This is a genomic window from Pseudomonas sp. B21-054 (genome assembly GCF_026016345.1).
Classification (GTDB): Bacteria; Pseudomonadota; Gammaproteobacteria; order Pseudomonadales; family Pseudomonadaceae; genus Aquipseudomonas.
In genome coordinates this window covers 3,515,268-3,534,795 of the sequence record NZ_CP087204.1, presented here as the reverse complement: position 1 = coordinate 3,534,795, position 19,528 = coordinate 3,515,268, and the positions used below count along the sequence as shown (strand labels likewise).

The 19,528-nt window shown below is 58.1% G+C and carries 16 protein-coding genes; 6 read left to right on the top strand and 10 right to left on the bottom strand.

The window, feature by feature from the left end; translation table 11 throughout:
- Window positions 1–72: 72 nt before the first annotated feature.
- Genes LOY70_RS15825 through LOY70_RS15815 form a run of 3 tightly spaced genes read left to right on the top strand, consistent with a single transcriptional unit; the run spans window position 73 to window position 5,683 of the window.
- Window positions 73–1,500, top strand: a complete 1,428-nt coding sequence (locus LOY70_RS15825) for an efflux transporter outer membrane subunit (RefSeq protein ID WP_265028369.1) — start codon at window positions 73–75, stop codon at window positions 1,498–1,500.
- Window positions 1,497–2,600, top strand: a complete 1,104-nt coding sequence (locus LOY70_RS15820; RefSeq protein ID WP_413776606.1) for an efflux RND transporter periplasmic adaptor subunit — start codon at window positions 1,497–1,499, stop codon at window positions 2,598–2,600. The genes LOY70_RS15825 and LOY70_RS15820 overlap by 4 nt, the downstream gene beginning before the upstream one ends.
- Entirely contained in the window at window positions 2,597–5,683 is a 3,087-nt protein-coding gene (locus LOY70_RS15815) for an efflux RND transporter permease subunit (protein ID WP_265028368.1), read from the top strand. Before LOY70_RS15820 ends, LOY70_RS15815 begins: the two co-directional genes overlap by 4 nt.
- A 62-nt stretch (window positions 5,684–5,745) precedes the next feature.
- Here the strand turns inward: LOY70_RS15815 and LOY70_RS15810 are convergent, their stop codons facing one another.
- Complete coding sequence (locus LOY70_RS15810) at window positions 5,746–6,609, bottom strand: helix-turn-helix domain-containing protein (protein ID WP_265028367.1); 864 nt, start codon at window positions 6,607–6,609, stop codon at window positions 5,746–5,748.
- Window positions 6,610–6,640: 31 nt separating this feature from the next.
- Complete coding sequence (locus tag LOY70_RS15805; protein ID WP_265028366.1) at window positions 6,641–7,414, bottom strand: acyl-homoserine-lactone synthase; 774 nt, start codon at window positions 7,412–7,414, stop codon at window positions 6,641–6,643.
- A gap of 599 nt (window positions 7,415–8,013) precedes the next feature.
- Between LOY70_RS15805 and LOY70_RS15800 the strand changes: the two genes are divergently transcribed.
- Window positions 8,014–8,613, top strand: a complete 600-nt coding sequence (locus LOY70_RS15800) for a LysE family translocator (RefSeq protein ID WP_265028365.1) — start codon at window positions 8,014–8,016, stop codon at window positions 8,611–8,613.
- A 105-nt stretch (window positions 8,614–8,718) separates the two neighbouring features.
- Here the strand turns inward: LOY70_RS15800 and LOY70_RS15795 are convergent, their stop codons facing one another.
- From LOY70_RS15795 to LOY70_RS15785, 3 genes are all read right to left on the bottom strand, one after another.
- A complete protein-coding gene (locus LOY70_RS15795) occupies window positions 8,719–8,838 on the bottom strand; it encodes a LuxR C-terminal-related transcriptional regulator (protein WP_413776605.1) in 120 nt (39 codons plus the stop codon).
- Between the two features lie 10 nt (window positions 8,839–8,848).
- Complete coding sequence (locus tag LOY70_RS15790) at window positions 8,849–9,448, bottom strand: autoinducer binding domain-containing protein (protein WP_265028363.1); 600 nt, start codon at window positions 9,446–9,448, stop codon at window positions 8,849–8,851.
- Window positions 9,449–9,835: 387 nt separating this feature from the next.
- Window positions 9,836–12,487, bottom strand: coding sequence for an excinuclease ABC subunit UvrA (locus tag LOY70_RS15785; RefSeq protein WP_265028362.1), 2,652 nt, complete (start codon window positions 12,485–12,487; stop codon window positions 9,836–9,838).
- 193 nt (window positions 12,488–12,680) lie between these two features.
- On the opposite strand from LOY70_RS15785, the gene LOY70_RS15780 reads away from it, so the two are divergent.
- Entirely contained in the window at window positions 12,681–14,165 is a 1,485-nt protein-coding gene (locus LOY70_RS15780; RefSeq protein ID WP_265028361.1) for a hypothetical protein, read from the top strand.
- Here LOY70_RS15780 and LOY70_RS15775 read toward each other — a convergent pair.
- The 4 genes from LOY70_RS15775 to LOY70_RS15760 form a co-directional block, all read right to left on the bottom strand.
- Window positions 14,150–15,106 carry a phosphoribosyltransferase gene (locus tag LOY70_RS15775; protein ID WP_265028360.1) on the bottom strand — a complete coding sequence of 319 codons (957 nt, stop codon included), beginning with the start codon at window positions 15,104–15,106 and terminating at the stop codon, window positions 14,150–14,152. The two genes, LOY70_RS15780 and LOY70_RS15775, sit on opposite strands and share 16 nt — an antisense overlap.
- Window positions 15,107–15,251: 145 nt before the next feature.
- Complete coding sequence (locus tag LOY70_RS15770; RefSeq protein ID WP_265028359.1) at window positions 15,252–16,316, bottom strand: hypothetical protein; 1,065 nt, start codon at window positions 16,314–16,316, stop codon at window positions 15,252–15,254.
- A 403-nt stretch (window positions 16,317–16,719) separates the two neighbouring features.
- Entirely contained in the window at window positions 16,720–17,496 is a 777-nt protein-coding gene (locus LOY70_RS15765) for an SDR family oxidoreductase (protein WP_265028358.1), read from the bottom strand.
- A complete protein-coding gene (locus LOY70_RS15760; protein WP_265028357.1) occupies window positions 17,493–17,822 on the bottom strand; it encodes a nuclear transport factor 2 family protein in 330 nt (109 codons plus the stop codon). The genes LOY70_RS15765 and LOY70_RS15760 overlap by 4 nt, the downstream gene beginning before the upstream one ends.
- Window positions 17,823–17,905: 83 nt before the next feature.
- On the opposite strand from LOY70_RS15760, the gene LOY70_RS15755 reads away from it, so the two are divergent.
- Window positions 17,906–18,862 carry a LysR substrate-binding domain-containing protein gene (locus LOY70_RS15755; protein ID WP_265028356.1) on the top strand — a complete coding sequence of 319 codons (957 nt, stop codon included), beginning with the start codon at window positions 17,906–17,908 and terminating at the stop codon, window positions 18,860–18,862.
- Between the two features lie 194 nt (window positions 18,863–19,056).
- On the opposite strand, the gene LOY70_RS15750 is transcribed toward LOY70_RS15755, so the two are convergent.
- Window positions 19,057–19,482 carry a DoxX family protein gene (locus tag LOY70_RS15750; protein ID WP_265028355.1) on the bottom strand — a complete coding sequence of 142 codons (426 nt, stop codon included), beginning with the start codon at window positions 19,480–19,482 and terminating at the stop codon, window positions 19,057–19,059.
- Window positions 19,483–19,528: the final 46 nt, after the last annotated feature.

Below are 19,528 nucleotides of genomic sequence, written 5' to 3'. Positions count from 1 at the left end.
TAACAGCCACCTCCCTGAGTTGTGCCGGGTGCCTTGCTGTTTTTCACCTTTGTCACCCCCCTAGAGAAGCCTATGCATGCCTTCAAGCCCCCAGGGATATTGCTGGTGACACTGTGTGCGGTGGCCCTGAGTGGCTGCGTATTGGGCCCGGATTATCGGGTGCCAGACGTCCCGATCGCCGCCAAATGGCAAGCGCCATTGCCTCACGGCGCGTCCGTGGTGGCATTGGCCGACTGGTGGCAGCAGTTCGATGACCCGGCGTTGGCCGAGCTGTTGCGCCTGTCCGAAACCGATAGCCCATCCATGGATGAGGCCTGGGCCAATATCTCGCTGGCCCGGGCAACCGCCGCCAGTGATGCCGCGGATGCCTTGCCCAAGATCGACGGCACGTTGTCCGGTGGCCGGGGTGGACAACAGACCGGTGCTCAACGCCTGGGTGGGTCTGGTTCTTCGGCCACGATGGATGCGGCCTGGGAGCTCGATATGTTCGGCAAGTTACGGCGCAACAACGAAGCGGCGCAGTCCCGTGTCGAGGCACGGGTGGATGACTGGCATGACGCGCGGGTTTCCCTGGCGGCCCAGGTGGGCGATTACTATGTGCAATACCGCGGTTGTCAGAAGCTGGTGTTGGCCTACGCGGATCAGGCCCAGTCCCAACAAGACACTGCCCGCATCACTCGCCAGTCGTTCGGGGCCGGCTTCACTTCTTCCGCCGACGCAGCCCTGGCCGATGCCAGTGCCGCCAGCAGCGCCGCGACCCTGGTTCGGCAACAGAGTGAATGCCAGGTGCTGCTCAAAAGCCTGGTTGCACTGACGGGCAGTGATGAAGGGCGGCTGCTGGAAGTGCTCGGGCAGACCCCGGCGCAACTGCCCCAGCCGGCCGAACTCCAGGTGCGGCAGATTCCAGCCGACCTGTTGCGTCAGCGTCCGGACGTCGCCTCCAGCGAGCGAGAGCTGGCAGCGGCGAATGCCGAGATCGGCGTGGCCCAGGCTGAACGGCTGCCAAGCCTGAGTCTTTCCGGGACCTTTTCCGTGGGCACCATGGTGGGCCAGCGTAACCGCTCCTGGTCGCTGGGCCCGGTGCTGTCGATTCCGCTGTTCGATGGGGGCAAGCGCCGCGCGGCGGCGGACGGTGCCGAGGCGTCTTATGAAGCCGCCCTGGCGGTCTATCGCCAGACGCTGCGCACCAGCGTGATGGAAGTGGAACAGGCCCTCGTGCGTCTCGATGCGGCACGTCGCCGGGAGTCGGATGTGGCGCGTTCCACCGCCGGTTTTCGTGAGTCTTTCGAGGCCATTGATCGCAACTGGCAAGCCGGTAACGTCAGCCTGCTGGACCGTGAAACCGCGCGCCGCCAGGCGCTGACGGCCGAGATCGAATTGATCACCTTGCAGCAGGACCAAGTGCGCTACTGGATCGCCTTGTACAAGGCATTGGGCGGCGGCTGGCAAGCCAGTCAACCCCTGGTGCGGAATCAGGCAACGCGTGGAGAAGGTGCGTGAGGGCGAGGTCAGGTAAATTTGCGCTGGCACTCGTCGTGATCGCCGTGGTGGTGGCGTTGATCTATTGGCGCCGTGGCACCGAACCGGCCGTGGCCGCTCCCAATGTCAGTAGCTTGAGCGTGGAGGTGGTCCAGGCGCGGCGCCAGGTCTGGCCGCAATTGTTGTTCGCCAATGGCGCGCTCGCGCCCTGGCAGGAAGCAGTCATCAATGCCGAGACCAGCAGCCTGCGCATTGCCAGCATCGAGGCCGATGTGGGCAGCCGGGTAAAGAAAGGTCAATTGCTGGCCACGCTGGCCTCTGAAACAGTCGTCGCCGAAGAAAGCAAACAGAAGGCGCTCGTTGCCCAGGCGGAAGCCAATCTGGAGCAGGCCCGATCCAATGACCGTCGCGCCAAAGTCGTCGGACAGGGCGGGGCGTTGTCGGAACAGCAGCGCGAAGATTATCGAATCAAAGTAGCCCTCGCCGAAGCTGACCTCGCCGGCGCCCGCGCCGAATTGCAGAGCACTCGGATCCGGCTCAAGCAGACGCGCATCGTGGCGGTGGACGACGGCATCATTTCTGCGCGTACGGCGTTGCTCGGCAAGGTGCTCTCCGCCGGCGACGAGCTGTTTCGCCTGGTGCGCGACAGCCGCATCGAATGGCAGGCCGAGCTGGATGCCCGCCAGTTGGCCCAAGTGCAGGCCGGCCAGGTCGCCCGTATGACATTACCCGACGGGCGGAGCCTGGAAGGGCGGGTGCGGCTGGTGTCCCCGACATTGAATAACAAGACCAGCCGGGCACTGGTCTACATCTCCCTGCCAACCGACAGCGCCGCCCAGGCCGGCATGTATGCCAGCGGCCAGATCGAGCTGGCGCCCCGCGAGGCGCTCACGGTGCCGGACACTGCCGTTATCCTGCGTGACGGCCGCTCTTATGTGTTCACACTCAATGATGACATGCATGTCGTCCAGCGGCCGGTGGTGGTCGGCAGGCGCCTGCACCAGGCCGTGGAAATCCTCAGCGGCCTCGACGAGCCTGCCCGGATCGTGCGCGCCGGCGGTGCGTTTCTCAATGACGGCGCAAGTGTGACCCTCGTTCAAGCCCAGGTCGCGCTGCCATGAATATTTCCGCGCTGTCGATCCGCTATCCGGTGCCGGCCGTGATGCTGTTCATTTTGCTGACGCTCTTCGGCCTGTCGGGTTTTGGCAAACTCGCCATCCAGGATTTTCCGGACATGGACCTGCCGGTGGTGGTGATCAGTGCCTCATTGGAAGGCGCGGCGCCCGAGCAGCTGGAAACGGAAGTGGCGCGCAAGATCGAGGACAAACTGACCTCCCTGCGCTTGCTCAAGCACGTGACGACGACCATCACCGATGGCGCCGTCAACATCAGTGTCAGCTTTGACATCGACAAGGATGGCAACGAGGCTCTGAACGAAGTGCGTAACGCGGTGGACAGCGCGATGCCGCAGCTGCCGGCGAGCCTGGATACACCATCGGTTTCGCGGATGACCACCAGCGTCTCGGCGTTGCTCACCTATGTCATCGACTCTGACCATCTGGATGAAGAAGGCTTGTCCTGGTTCGTCGACAATGAACTGAGCAAACAGCTGCTGGCGGTGCCCGGGGTCGCAATGATCGCGCGCGTGGGCGGTGTCGACCGGGAAGTCCAGGTCAATCTCAACCCGGCCCTGATGGCGGGGCTGGGCATTCGGGTGACGGACGTGGCCAGCCAGTTGCGGGCCATGCAGAAGGACAACTCCGGTGGCCAGGGCAACCTGGGCAGTGGCCAGCAAGCCATGCGGACCTTGGGGGCCATTGACGATCCGGCGGCGCTCGGTGCCATCGATATTCCCAGCGGCGACGGTCGTCTGCTGGCATTGAGTCAGTTGGCCGATATTCGCGACACCCACGCTGAACGCAGCACCCGGGCGTTTCGCGATGGCAGGCCGGTGATCGGCTTCCAGGTCACCCGTTCCCTGGGGTTCTCCGATGTCGGCGTGGCCAACGATGTGCGCAAGGCCATGACCACGTTTGCGGAGCAGCATCCCAACGTGCAGATCGTGGAGGCCAACGACACGGTCAAGGCCGTGCTCGCCAATTATCACGACTCGATGAACCTGCTGTACGAAGGCATGCTGCTGGCGGTGTTGGTGGTCTGGTGGTTTTTGCGGGACTGGCGCGCCACGCTCATCGTCGCCACGGCACTGCCGCTGTCGATCATCCCCACCTTTGGCGTGATGTACCTGGCCGGGTTTACGCTCAACGCCGTTTCCCTGCTGGCCCTGGCGTTGGTCATCGGCGTGCTGGTGGACGACGCCATCGTCGAAATCGAGAACATCGCCCGGCATTTGCGCATGGGCAAGACCCCGCTTCAAGCCGCCACTGAGGCTGCGGATGAAATCGGCCTGGCGGTGCTCGCCACGACCGTCACCCTGGTTGCGGTGTTCCTGCCCACGGCGTTCATGGGCGGTATCGCCGGGAAACTGTTCCGTCAGTTCGGCGTGACGGCTTCGGTTGCGCTGTTGTTTTCCCTGCTGGTGGCGCGGGTGTTGACACCCATGATGGCGGCCTATTTCCTCAAGGCAAAAGATGAAACCGCCCACGACGGCCCGTTGATGACCCGTTACCTGGGCTGGATTCACACCAGTCTGACCCGGCGCAAGACGACGATGTGCCTGGCCAGCCTGTGCTTTGTCGGGGCCTTGGCACTGATTCCGTTGCTGCCCACCAGTTTCCTGCCGGCGCAGGACACTGGGCGCAGTAAAATAAACTTGGAGCTGCCGCCCGGCACGACGTTGGAGCAAACCACCGCCACGGCATTGCAAGCCAGCGAAAGGCTACGCGACATGCCAGACGTCAAACACACCTTTGTCTCGGTAGGGACCGCCAGCAGTTCGGGCTCTGGGCCTGCCGGTATCACCGGCGCCAGCGATGCGGTCCTGACGGTGGAACTGGTCGCCCGGGACGCGCGTGATCGCAAGCAGGTGGAGGTGGAAGCGCAAATGCGTCAAGTGCTGCGTTCACTGCCGGGGGTACGTATCAACGTTGGCGGTGATGGCAGCGGAGAGAAGCTCAATATCGTGCTCGCCAGTGACGATGGTGATCTGCTGGAACGCACGGCAAGCACCCTTGAACCGCAACTGCGTGAATTGCGCGGGATCGGAAATGTGTCGTCGAGCAGCGCCCTGCAGCGTCCTGAAATCCAGATGCGCCCGAATTACGCCCGCGCAGCGGAACTGGGCATTACCAGCCAGGAAATAGCCGATACCTTGCGCATGGCGACCTACGGCGAATATTCCTCGCAACTGGGCAAAATCAATCTGTCCCAACGCCAAGTCGATGTACGGGTGCGTATGGATTCGCTGTTACGCGACGACCTGCAGGCCATCAACCAGTTGCGGGTGACCGGTCGAGACGGCCAGGTCGCCATGTCTTCGTTGGGGGACATCAGCATGGGCAGTGGACCAGCGCAAATCAGTCGGATGGACCGTCTGCGCAATATCACCCTGTCTATCGAGCTCAACGGTCGCAATCTGGGCGAGGTCATGGCCGAAGCCAGCCAATTGCCGGGGATGCGCAATCTCCCAGCCGAAGTGAAGCAGGTGGAGCTGGGCGAACTGCAGCTGATGACCGAATTGTTCGGAAGTTTCAGTCTGGCCATGGCCATCGGTGTGTTTTGTATCTATTCGGTCCTGGTGCTGCTGTTTCATGACTTCTTGCAACCGGCGACGATTCTTTCGGCGCTACCGCTCTCGCTGGGTGGCGCGCTGCTGGCCTTGTTGGTGTGCAACTTCAGTTTTTCCCTGCCATCCGTCATCGGTTTGCTGATGTTGATGGGGATTGTGACCAAGAACTCCATCCTGTTGGTGGAGTACGCGATCATGGCCCGCCGCGATTATGGCCTGAATCGATACGATGCATTGGTGGATGCCTGTCACAAGCGCGCCCGGCCGATCCTGATGACCACCGTAGCCATGGGCGCCGGGATGTTGCCGACCGCGATGGGGATGGGGGAAGACCCGAGTTTCAGGCAGCCGATGGCGGTGGTGGTGATGGGCGGTTTGCTGACGTCGACGCTGTTGAGTCTATTGGTCGTGCCGGTGATTTTCACTTATGTGGACGATGCGCTGGAGTGGTTGAAGCGTCGCACTCGCAGGCCAATGGAAAAAGGCGTGACAGGGGAAGGAAGTGCAGGGGGGTGAACAACAATCCCCCAACAAATACTCGATTCATATAGTGATCGAGCAATCGTTGGGGGTAAGTTTCATACGGCTTGTTGAATCACACTATTGCCGCTCCATTCGAGGTGAGTGGGTGTGGCATCTATCGAGTGCATCCATCGGATAAGCGAACGGCGTCCGCCAATCCCCATTTTGATGGCGGCACGTTTCAGATAGCTTTCGACCGTGTTGACTTTCAGGTTCAGTTGTTCGGCAAGTTCAGGTGCGGTGCGTCCGGCCAGCAGACCCACGCACACTTCTGTTTCGCGAGAAGACAAACTCAATCCTGACAACTGCAGTCGATCGGCGAATCTTTGGCGTAGCGCTTCCATGCCTCCGCTTTCCGAATCCAGGGGCAGGCAAGGGTCCTGCCGAACGGATTCCGACGGAACCAGGGCGGCAACGTGTTCCTCGACCATAGGTAATAAAAGGCAGGAGAAGTCTTTCAACAGTGCATGTTCCTGCGGGGAAAATCCTTTGGAAAAAGGTGATCGATATACGGACAGTACATAACGACGACCATTTTTCCGGGTGGTCAGGTGCAGTTGGGTGGTTGTGTTGTAGGAAAGCGCTTTATCCGGACGCTCGCGTGGGAGCAGACATCGGGAGAAATTGGCTACTTTTTGTGGAGCAGCATCTTCAAAAAAAATATCGTCGGCCAGGAAAAAAGGCTTTGCTGTATGAGCGTCCATGATGGCGTCGATGCATGTATTGTCCATGCCGACGCATCCTATACTGGAGGTGCTCGGTTCGGAAATATTACTTGTGCCTATCCTTTGCTCGGTAATATGGGTTGCGTCTACGGGTATTTCCGTGAGTATCAGGTCGTGCAGCATGCGAGGAAAGTTGCGGCTGCCTGTGCTGGCAATAACTTTGCCAACGTGCGGGAATAATCGTTGTAGGTTCATCCTTTCTCCAAACTCATACCAAGTATTTGATTTATAGCTGCAGCTCAGTGTGCATGGATCTCTTTGCTGGAATGTTTCGATTAGGGAGTGTCTGGCCGATATCCAAGGATTTATGGAGTGTGCCTGACGAGCGGCATGTCTGGTGGGAATGGTTATAGGCGAGGGTTCTATTGATAGCGTTCTTGTTAAGGACCTCCTCATAAGTTTTATCGGTACAAGGCAATGTGCCGTAGATGATCTTTTCACCCTTCGAGCCTAGTGCCGTATTGCGTCTGTCAACTGTCCATCCGGAACGTTTAAGGATTTTTTCCATCATGGTGTCAACGACAATTTCATAGAGCTGTATATTTTGTTGTTGGGCGAACTTAATCATTGACAGGAAAAGTGCCGCTGTGCGAATGTCTACATTAGCTTGAGTGAGTTCTCCTGTGGCGAAACTGTCAGTCGAAAGTGCGAATCGAGTGGCCTCCCAGCAATAGAGTGAGCAGGGTCTGGGTTGGTCGATTGGAAGAATGAAACTCAAGGAGCCACTCATAAGTGTCGGTTTGTTGGAGGGGCGCAATCGAACACAACCGGTCACCCGGTCGTGGACATGGGCATAGATATAAAACGCATCAGGGTCGTCGTATTCATCCCACTCGTAAGCACTGCCCTGATAACTTTCAATGTCCCATTTTTTTCTGTCGATGAAGGCTAGTTTGCGAATGGATAATATTTGTTCCAGGGTGTTGAGTGGGATTTGCGAGTAGCTTGCGACGCTGGTAGATACGCCAGAAAATTGATAGGTGCGGGGGGAGTAGTTCATGGGCGCGAATTCATGGCTGCGGGTGAAGCTACTGTTAACTTTGCACTAACGCATTTCAACTGTACTAAAGTACAGTCTTTGGTTTATAGAGTGGATAGCCTAATTAGTGGGCGAATTTCAGCGCTGCCTTATAATCATTAGCAAGGGCATTAGTTGGCGGATTCGTATCGCTGTGAATCCAAGAAAGTATAGGCGGCAGTGGTGGCGAATTGGGGTTATTCAAGTACGGATGACCCGCGCTGAAGATGGAGTATGGGTATCATTTTTTTGACGATTGGTAGAGATCGAAGCTAACTGGTTGATATCAATTGGTTTGAAAAATTGACGCATTCCGAGTTTAACTTGCTGCGTGTAATCAACGGGTAATACAGATGTGGGAGCGTTGCTTTCGTGGACGGACCTTTCTCTTGCCTGCGAATGCAACGACTGCAACCTGCGAGTTTGAAACGATGAGTGGCACATTGATGTTGGTCTAGTGTGATTGCTCTATTAGTGGATTGGTCTGACCTCATATGACTTGGGCGTGATGTCGTATGGAAAATAATGGATTGATCTGACCCTGAAGAATGAGTCGCGAGGCTCCTGCAATGGATAATGCTATGAACTATATTGCGCTTACGCTGATGACAGTATTGTTGGTTCCGGGACCGACGAACTCATTGTTGCTGCAAACTGGCATAAACAGGGGCTTCAATACCCGCTCAATGAAGTTCGTTGGCGCAGAGTGGCTGGCCTACATTATTCAGATGACAATGTGGGGGGTGTTCATTGATCTGCTGATTACCGACCATTCGTGGGTAGTGGTCGCAACCAAGATTTTTGCCGTTTGCTTCTTGTTTTATATTTCCTTGAAACTGTGGTTCTCGGTAAAAGACCATGAAACAGGCGCTCCCGCAGGTATTACAGTGCCTGATCTGTTCGTGGCAACGCTGACAAATCCCAAAGGGCTGTTCTTTGTTTCATTCGTTGCGCCTGCAGGCACTTTTTTGTCGCTGGATAGTTACCTGTCATTCATGTTGTTATTTTCGGTGACTATTTTCCCAGTGGGGCTTATCTGGATCGCGGCGGGCGCCTTTTGTGGTCGTAAATTGCATGCGATTGTATCGGGGAGATTTTTAAGTCGAGCGATTTCCTTGGTCATTGGATTATTCGCATGTGGCATGCTTTTCAATATCGCGTCACAGGTGGGGTTTGCTTGAGTGTACGACGCTCATTAAAGCTGGACGTGGCGTCGGATCCGGGCAGTTGGATCGGCGCGAAAATGGACGAGGAAGTGCGGGCTGGGTGGATAATGGCAGGGTGATTTAAACGAGGTTCAATTGGACGGCTTTAAACATCGCTTGCTTGACATTGGTGCAGTCCAGTTTTTCAGTCATCTGCCTGGCATGAAATTTCACCGTGCGTTCGGTGATATTCATGATCAAGCCTATTTCCTTATAGTTTTTTTCCCAGTGCGAGCCAGCGCAGGAATTCAATTTCCCTGGGTGAAAGTTTTAGATTGCTTTCAATGCTGGCTTCCACGGGGCGGTGCTGGTTGGCGATGATGCTGAGGGTTTGTATGATCACCAGGTTCGACCGGACAATAATGGGGAAATCCGGATCATTTTCTTCGGAAGATAAATGAATGGAGCCGAAGGATCTGCCGGGTTCATGAATCGGAACGGTGTACCCTTGCTGGATGCCGTAGGAGGCTGACTGATCGAATATTTCGGGATTATTGTCTACTTCTTGTGGGATTTCATCCCAGAAGAACGGGTTGGCAGTAATGGCGGCGTTGGCCATGACCGGGTCTGATTTATAGAGTGAGTTCTTGCGATAGGTTTCAACCCACTCGGCGGGGTAATTACTGTGGATGGAGATTTTCGAGTTGTTGAAAGGTGTGGGTTCCAAGTGAACATAGGCAAATTTGTTGATGCCCAGTTTTGCGAATATCCACCCGAGTATTTCGGTGTACTCGTTTTTGTTGACACCCGGCAGGTTGTTTTCCACCTCTTGAATTAAACTTAAAAGGTGGCTTGAGATGGGATTGAGCATAATAGACACGCTCGAAAAAATTCGATGTAAACCATGGCGTAGCCAGGCGCTTTGCCTTATGGCACGCCAAGCGGAATTCGAAGTTGTATAGCGTTGGTGTCAACAACCACAGGCGAGTTTTATAGCCCTGGTCAGCGCTCCGAAGAGGCGCGGCTTATCGGGTGTTGTCCCGTTCATCGGGGATCGCGTCAGGGAGCGATAAGGGTGTCTCGTCCCTCCGTGAAACTCTATTTCTCTCAACAAGGTTGATGTCATTGCGCCTCCTGGCATGTATAGCCTCACGCTTTTTGAACCGTGAGGCCGCAGTTAAGTTCGACTACTGAAACGATTAACTGGGAGGTAGTATAGACAACTTTTCCGAGACGGTGAGAAACATTCACAAAAGCGTTAATTTTCAAGCTGTAGAGCTCTTTTGAGGAACGCTGCCGTTCGACTGTCCCCGCATCCAGCCACCGTCTGCGGACTTCCGCAGACCACAACTTTTCCGCCTTGGGTTCCAGCCCCCGGGCCGACATCGATGACCCAGTCACTTTGGGCCACCACCCGCATGTCATGTTCCACTACAACCACCGTATGACCGTCCTCCACCAGTCGATTCAATTGCACCAGCAGACGATCGACGTCTTGGGGATGCAGCCCGTTAGTCGGCTCATCCAGCACATACAAAGTCGCTCCTCGGGCCTTGCGCTGCAGCTCCGTCGCCAGCTTGATCCGCTGTGCCTCGCCGCCGGACAGTTCCGTGGCCGGTTGGCCCAGGCGCAGATAGCCTAAGCCGATGTCCTGCAGCACTTGCAGCGAACGCCTTGCCGCCGCTTGCTCGGAAAACACCTCGAGTGCCTGGTTCACGGTCAATTGCAGCACCTGGGAAATGTTCAACCCCTGCCAGTTCACTTCCAGGGTCTGCGGGTTGTAGCGTGCCCCGTGGCAGGTAGGGCAGGGCGCGTACACGCTGGGCATGAACAACAATTCGACGCTGACGAAGCCCTCACCCTCACAGGTCTCGCAACGGCCCTTGGCGACGTTGAAGGAAAACCGTCCGGCATCGAATCCCAGTTCTCGAGCCTGCTCCGTCGCAGCGAACAGTTTACGAACGTGATCGAACAGCCCGGTGTAGGTGGCGAGGTTGGAGCGCGGGGTGCGCCCGATGGGTTTCTGGTCCACTTGGACCAGGCGCTTGATTGCGTCGAGGCCAGCACTGACGCGACCGCCGCTGGTTTGCACCGGTTCATCCTCAAGGCTTTGTTCATCGGCGTCGGCGGTCGGGCTGGCCTGACCCAGGTGAGCGCCCACCAGATCCAAGAGGGCCTGGCTGACGAGGCTGGACTTACCCGAGCCGGAGATGCCGGTCACTGCCGTGAAGCAGCCCAAAGGAAAGGCTGCGCTCAGGTTGTCGAGGTTATTGCGAGTGATGCCTTCCAGGCGCAGCCAGTCTTTGGGTGCTCGGGGGCTGCGTGCAGCGGCGTGATCTTCGGCAAAGAGGTAGGCGCGGGTTCGTGACTCAGGCACCTGTTCAAGGCCTGCGGGTGGACCGCTATAGAGGACTTTCCCGCCTTGCTCACCGGCATCCGGCCCCACGTCGATGAGCCAGTCCGCACGGCGCATGGTGTCCAGGTCGTGCTCGACCACAAACACCGAATTGCCCGCAGCCTTGAGGCGTTGCAGGGCATCGAACAATGCTTCGCTGTCGGCCGGGTGCAGGCCGGCGGAGGGTTCGTCCAGTACGTAGATCACCCCGAATAGCTGGGAGTTGAGTTGGGTCGCCAGGCGCAGGCGTTGCAACTCGCCGGAGGACAGTGTCGGTGTACTGCGCTCCAGGGCCAGGTAGCCAAGACCGAGGTCGATGAGGGTGACGATCCGCTCCAGCAGTTCAGCGGCGATGCGCTGGGCAGCGAGGCGCTTTTCCAGGGAAAGGTTGGGGGTATGGCGAGCGTCCGGTCCTCCGGCGTGAGGGTTGTCGCCCCGGGCGGCACGTTGCTCACGAGCCTCTCGGGTTTGCCGATGAGTAAGGACTTCCCCTGGTTCTTCGGCTTGCTCCAGATAAACCGGTGCCACGACCTCTTTGAGCACCTGGGCAAGTTCCAGCAAAGGCAGGTGGGACAGTTCGGCGATGTCCAGGCCGGCGAAGGTGACCGTCAATGCCTCGCGTTTGAGGCGTTTGCCTTCACACAGGGGGCAGGGGCTGGCGCGCATGTATTGCGCCACGCGTTTACGCATCTGGGCACTTTGGGAGTGCATGAAGGTGTGCAGCAAGTAACGTCGGGCGCCGCTGAACGTGCCCTGGTAACTGGGTTCGAGCTTGCGTTTGAGGGCCGCCCGAGTCTGGGCCGGGGTAAGCCCGGCGTACACGGGAACGGTGGGTGTTTCTTCGGTGAAAAGAATCCAGTCGCGCTGCTTTTTTGGCAGGTCGCGCCAGGGAATATCGACGTCATAACCCAGGGTCACCAGGATGTCCCGCAGGTTCTGGCCTTGCCAGGCCATGGGCCAGGCCGCCACCGCGCGCTCGCGGATGGTCAGTGCCGGATCGGGCACCATGGACGCCTCAGTCACTTCGTAGACGCGTCCCAGGCCGTGGCATTCCTGGCAGGCTCCTTGCGGCGTATTGGGCGAGAAATCCTCGGCGTAGAGCATCGGTTGGTCGGCCGGGTAGCTGCCGGCGCGGGAGTAGAGCATGCGAATCAGGCTCGACAGGGTGGTGACGCTGCCCACTGACGATCGAGCGCTGGGGGTGCCGCGCTGTTGCTGCAACGCCACCGCCGGCGGCAGGCCCTCGATGCTGTCTACATCCGGCACGCCCACCTGGTCGATCAGGCGTCGCGCATAGGGCGCGACGGATTCGAAATAGCGGCGCTGGGCCTCGGCGTAGAGCGTGGAGAAGGCCAGCGACGACTTGCCGGAGCCCGACACACCGGTGAACACCACCAGGGCATTGCGGGGGATGTCCACGTCGACATTCTTGAGATTGTGTTCGCGGGCGCCACGTACCCGGACGAAACCGGTGTCTTCAGGCAATGGGGTGGTGGGAACGGAGCGTGGGGGCATGGAGCGATCCTTGTTTGCGTCTGCTCAACGCGTTGAGGCTTTTCTGGCGAAACGGTGTCACTCGGAGAATGGAACCTGAGTCACAGCATTGATATTTATGCGACCGGGTTCGTCGATTCTCGTGCAATAAAAATTTACTCCGAAGCGAAGAGATGAGAAAAGCTTCGCAATTGTCATGGAAACGGACCCCCTGATGCCTCGATCAAAGCTGTTCACTACTCTGTTTGTCGCGCTGCTGGGCGGCGCTGCGCTGTGGTACATGTGGATGATAACCAGCGCCAAGCTGGAGTGGGGCGGTGACAGTCCTGACCAGCAGCAAGTGGGCGCCGTGAAGGATACCCGGTTGCGGGCGATGACCCAGTATTGCACGGGCGTGGTCGTGACCAAGCAGGGCACCTGGCTGGTCGGGCGGCTGGAAGGCGACGCCAGACAGCTGGAGCCTTCTGCCGACGTGGTGGACCTGGATGCCGTGGTCTATGGCAAGCCGGTCGAGGACAAGGATAAAGAGGCGCAGGAGCCTGGGGCCTTTTCCAGTTTTCTCTCCCGTGGTGACGACGAAACCTCATTCATTTCTCGCCTGGATGCCCAGGGTCAATTTCAACTGGTGGCGCATGTCAGCGCGGCAGCCTGCCTGGTGGCCAGTCCGGATGGGGGCAGTGTGTTCCTGCTCACGGGCCTTGATCGGCCCGAAGCCCCAACCGCTGACGGCATCAACCAGACCGTGGTCTTTCGCAGCGACGATCAAGGCAAGCGCTGGACCTGGTTGGCGAAAGGCTGGTTTGCCGACGCCGATCAGTTGGCCTGGAACCTGGAACCGTATTTCCATGGAACGGATGAGGTCTGGGCCTGGGGGCGGCCGAGCGGCGCCGACGATGACAATGGCGCGGAGACGACGGAGGCCATCTCCACGGGGATTTTTTATTCGGCTGATCGCGGTGCGACCAGTACCCCGATATTCTCCACCGAGCCGTTGCTGGTGTCCGCCGAGTACCTGCTGGACAAACGACCGGAGATTACCGAATGGCGCACGAGCGAAGGCGCTTATGGCGAAGTCCGGACGAATGTCCTCCAGTTGGATGCCCAGCACGCGTTTATCTGGGTGTCACAACAATTTTGGGGGAGCAATCCCGATGGCGTAAGCGACAGTATCGCCTTCAACGTCACGACACGGGCTCGACTGCTGCGCAAGGCCGAGCAGTGGCAGGTGGTGGATGTCCAGCGTGACGACGACCTGTTCATCAATGCATTGGTGCAAAACGATGCTGGGCGGGTGATGGGCCTGATCGACCAGGGCGAGCGCGGGCAAGACGTCGTCGCCGAACTGGATACAGCCGCGTTGGCTTGGCGTCCCATGGGCGAACTGCCCAGCGTGTTCGATCCGCTGGCTTCGGACACTCGGCTGCGCGGCGGGAATTTCTGGGTGGGGCACAACAGCCTGTTGATCAATACCACCAGCGAACACAGTCCGTCGCGCTGGCTCTACGGGTGGTCGGATGCGAGCATTTCCGCCGATGGGGTGTTTTATTCCAAGGATTGGGGACGTTCCTGGCACCGCCTCGCCATCGACGGCTACCTGGGCATCGTCGGCTTTCAAGCAGAGCAGGATCGGGTGATCTGGGCCAAGGGCAATTGGTTCGACAACAATGACCTGGGGATTTACTCCTATGGTTTGCGCTGAATATTAAGCAGTGAACCTGGCGCCCCTGGGGCGCCGTGTTTCCAGTCTGCCGCGCCGATCAATCTTCCTCGACCGCACCCGGCGTCCCACCAGATTACCCGCAGCAAAGGCGCTTGCTGCGCGATCAGGATCGCTTGTGTCGGGTCGCTTTCAACGAAGTGCGTGCATCCCAACTGTACGCATGCCCGGGCTTTGTAGAGGGCAACCTGTTCCGGGCTGTCGTTGCACGAGCGCGTATCTCTCATGATCAGCGGTGTCCCGTCATGGCCGTGCTGGCTTAGCCAGGCTTGTGTACGAAGGCGATCCATCTCCGGGCGCCCGGTGATAATCGCCTTCACTCGCCCCAGGGGCGGCAGCTGCTTGAAGGGCTCGAGGCGGTCGCGCTCGTCAAGCGCCGCGCTCAAGTCAGTCGCATAACGTTGGAGCGGGATATCCGGAAGCAGTATTCCGTCGAGGTCGATGGCGTACACGTCGTAATCATGGTCATGGGCCATCCTGCCGGTGCATCCACCACCGGTGGCGTTCCAGCGATCGCGATAAGCGCGGGTAACGGCTTGGCGCTCCCAAGGGAACTGCAAGAAATATCCTCGCCCGTCCAGCCCGTAATCGGGGCGAATGCCGCTTAGATCGTCGAAGCCGACAGTGAAGATCCTGACGTTCAAACCCCGCTGCTGCAAAAACGCCACGCAGTCCTTCAGGGTATGCCCGGTGCCGGCGATGTCCTCACAGAGCAGCACCTTGCTGCCTGGCGGAGGGAGCGGGACCGATGAGTCCCAGGTCACGCTTCGATCCGCCCGGTAGTAGCGCAAAAAGGCCAGTTCTACGCCAGTGGCGTGCGAGACCATCAACGCCAAGGGGGCGCCGCCTCGCAATATGCCGATGATGCTGCTGAAGGCTTCTTCGAGAAGCGTCGGTTGTATCGAGGCGACCCAGCGATCCATTTGCTCATATGTGACAGGCAGTACGGGTTTATTCAAGGGCGCTTGCTCGACAGGCACTGTTTTATCCGGTGATGAAGCGACTCGGTTGGCGGGTGCCTGTTGCTCTTGACGGCGCTGCGGAGCCATTGCGCAGGACGATGGGTGGCTACAAGATTACTGGCTCACCACCGTCGGTGGCCACGAAGGAAAGTCGGGAGGACAGCTCGCGAAACTCGTTGAGGGAATGTCGTGCTTCTTTAGAAAGGTCTGGCAATGCGGCTTCTCCATGGTTTTCGATAAGCTCTAAAATCGCATCTAGCGCCGCACGTTTCTCTGAGGAGAGTGCTTGATAAGCCTCGGCGCCGGCCTTGATCGTCAAATCATCCGGGGCATCGGGCTCGACGCGACTCGGTCTTGTGGATAGCCTGTTGTCTGGCCCCAGTGATACATCACTAAGAGCCAGCGACTCCAGGCTATCTCGCTTCGGACGCGACGCGATGACCCCTTTGTTTCTTTCACTAGGTAATGAGTCAAGTCTGCGTTTTTCTTCTTGTTCCTTCTTGTCGACGTTTACTTGTTTGGATGCAAAGGCTTTGCGTGCAATACCGATAGGGACGTGGAGGACACTCAATGCCGCCCTTGCTTTCGCTTCCAGAGGACCTCTCCCCTCACGAAGTGACATGCGATGGCGGGCAGAGAGGCCAGAGCGCTTTAAAAGTGCCGCCCCAGTTATTGCGCTTTTCCACATTTCTTCTTCTGTTTTTCTTTGTGCAGGAGGCAGTTGCCGGTTTTCCTGTTCAAGCTTTTGATAGCGCTGACGAACGTCTTCTTTATCCACCTTCTCGCCGACGAATTGAGCATCTCTTTTCTGAATCTGCTCTCGAGCATACTCGCTCAGCCTGGGAAGATTCTGTTTGTGAAAACCGGCGCCCAGCTTCGACAGCAAGGAGTTTATTTTTTCCGATTTTTCCATCGCCTCTTGTTGAGGGGTAGCCGAACGGACGGCTTCATGCGACCGCTCCATGAGCACGACGGTTTCGGTGGGGCCCGATGCATAGGATTTATGTTTGAGTTCAAAAATGTCGTAGCGCTGTTGCTCATTCTTTCTTGCATGCACGAGCAATTCGCCCGGGCTGGTATTTCCTTGACTTAGCAATAGCTTGAATGTTGCCTCGTTGTGCTCAGTTGAGTAGAGATTCAGCGTTCCATCTGCAATGGCGTCGGCAGCCATATGGGTAATGGCCGACTGTATCTTGTCGGGGAGGTCTCTTTAAAAGCATCAAGGGTCTTTTTACTCAAATGTGCGGGTGAAAGTTTAGCGACGTGCTCGGATTGAGCCGAAGTCTTGGCAGGCTCGATGGCTTGCTCCTGCCGCAAGTGACCACGGAACACGTAAGAGTTACTTGCAACCGGTATCATTTGATTCTCTCCTCATGCGCTTGTGCAAATTGGTTCGATCAGATGAGTGGTCAATAGTGTTATGCCGGTTCCCACGTCAGCCCGATGAATTTGCGCCATATAAGTCGGCGAGGATTTACTGCCTTCGTCCGAGCTCCCGAGCGATTTGGTTCCGCAAGCCTCGGGAATCTGCTCCTGAAGGTCAGGGGCGGACCGTCGAGGCCGCCCCACACTTCTTATGACGTCGTCGGAATGGTGCCGCCATCGATGACAAATTCGCTTCCCGTGATAGATGCCGCGCGAGACGAGGCCAGGAAGACGATGAGGTTAGCCACTTCGGCAGGTTTCGAGGGGCGGCCGAGAGGAATGCCGCCTAGTGCGTCCATGATCATCTGCTTGCCGCCTTCATAGTCGGTACCTGCTTCCTTTGCCAGGCGCTCAGCCAATGCGACCGACGCCTCGGTTTCAATCCACCCCGGCGAAACCCGGACGACACGCACGCCTTTGGGCGAAACCTCCTTCGACAGGCTTTTGCTGTAAGTCGAGAGCGCAGCCTTGGCAGCCGCGTAAGCGGTCGTTGCTTCAGGCAGCGGCAGCCGGTTTTGAATGGAAGTCACATGGATGATGACGCCCTCGTTTCGTTCGAGCATGTCCGGCAGCAAGGCACGATCAATACGCACGGCGGGAAACAGGTTCAGATCCAGCTCGCGTTGCCAGTGCTCCTCATCCAGTGCCGCAAAACCGCCACCCGGCGCCGATGAGCCACCCAATACGTGGATGATGATGTCGACGTTTCCCAATATCCGCCTGGTCGCGGTCACCAGCGTCGCGCAACCCTCGCGGGTCGACAGGTCAGCCGGAACGCACATGTCTGGCGGTATCTCGGGGGTCGCCTGGCGTGCCGAGGTCAGCACTTTTGCGCCTTCTTCGAGCAGCAACTCGACGACTGCTTTGCCGACGCCCTTGGTGCCGCCGGTGACTAAAACGCGCTTGTCTTTCAAACCAAGATTCATGGGGTAATCTCCAGCGCGCGGATCCGGCCATCCGCTAGCGTGAACAGGTGGTTCAACTGGACTGGGCTGCCTGGGAAATCACCGGTCACCCGAGCTGTGACGTTCAACGTGCCCGAACCCTGGATAACCTCGATTGGCTCGACTTGGAACGCGAAGGCTTGTTGCGTTTCGCGCCGCCAGGCCTCGATCGCATCGATCCCCGTGTGTGTCCGGTTTTCGTCAAGCACGGTGGCGTCTGCGCTGAAACACGTCGCCAGGCGTGACGCGTCGCCGCCATTGCTGATGTCGAAGTACTGCTCGACGACGCTGGGAAGTCTGAATTTCATAAGCGGCTCCTTTCTGTCGGGAATTGATTACACCCAGCGATCTTGCGGCCTACGGGATAGTTTGCTCAACTGGCATAAATGTAATGACCAATCCCGATAAACAGGATAATCAGATGGCGGATCTTCGTGTCGGGCTCAATGAGTTGGAAGCGGTAACGGCCGTGGCGCGGCGGGCGTCGTTTCGACAAGCCGCTATCGACCTGAGTGTTTCCACCACGGCATTGAGCAATACCATCGCCAAGGTCGAGTCAAACCTTGAAACGCGGCTGTTCAATCGCACGACACGTAGCGTGTCGCTCACCGAGGCCGGCAGGATGTACATGGAGCAAGTCGGGCCGGCGCTTCAAGACGTCCGCGCGGCGCTCGAGGCGGTGCGCTCGCACAATGTCGGACCTTCGGGAGTCTTGCGCATCAATGCGTTTGCAAGTGCCGCTCGAACGACCCTGATGCCGCTGTTGCTGGAGTTTTCGCAGCGCTACCCAAAGGTGCATATCGATCTGGTTACCGAAGGGCGCCTGGTGGATATCGTTGCTGACGGCTTCGACCTTGGCGTGCGGTCTGCCAATCTGGTACCCAGCGACATGATCGTCATCCCCCTAGGCCGCCCGCAACGTTACGCCATCGTGGGCTCGCCAGCGTACTTCGAGGTGCACGGCCGACCTCGGACTCCCGCCGATCTTCTTACGCATCACTGCTTACGGATCCGCCTACCCAACGGTGCTATTTACCCGTGGCACCTGGAACGTGACGGGGAGGTCATCAGACTGGATGTGCACGGGCAGTTCACTCTGGATGAGTCTGGCCTCGCCAAAGCTGTAGTCGGGACAGGCGTGGCCCTCGGTTTTTTCATGGAGCAGGATGTCCAGGCTGAAATCGAGAGCGGAGAGTTTGAGCGGATCCTGGAGGACTGGACGCCGGCGCGAGACAACTTATGCCTGTATTACCCGAACCGGCGTAACCCTTCTGCAGCGCTCAAGGCGTTTACCGACATAGCCCGGGCCAACCTGGCCGGCAATGAGAGACTGGCGCGACGGACCTGAGCAGGCTTTCTATGCGGCGTCATGCTTCTGGTCGGAAACCGTGGGTGATGGCACCGAAAAAAACGCGCCCCGAAGGAGCGCGTAAAAAATTGGCTGGATGCGGCCAACCAAAGGAGCTCATGACTGGACTTGCGCGGCTGTTTGATCGGCGGGGTCAATGCAATCGCACGCGTGTGTCCATCAATCTCTGATACTCAGAAACGTGATTTCCGCCCTTTGCTTTCAACCAACGGCAGCAGGGAACGGACGGCATTGCTGCGCAGGTAAAGCGAAGCCCAGGCCGCAATGCCCAACAGCGCACTGATGAGCTGCGAGGCAGAGCCGAATTCTCCCAGGCGCAAATGGGTGCAAATGGCACCACCCAGGAATCCGGTCACCAGTATTGCACCCAACACGGCGGTTCTCGGAATCACGTAGAGCACCGTGCAAACCAGGATGATGCTGCCAATGACAGAGGAGAGGTGATCGGGGAATCCGGTCAGCTCCATGTTTTTTGCGAGGACTTGAGGAGCGAAAAGATTCACACCGGCGTCGGCAAGTAATGCCAACACCACCAGAGCGCCCAGGACTCTGCCCGTCCAGTGCGCGACGCTGGGTTTTTTATGCATATCTGAAATCATGATTAGGACCGTGGTAAAACTCATTGGGTGGGTTGACGCACACGCA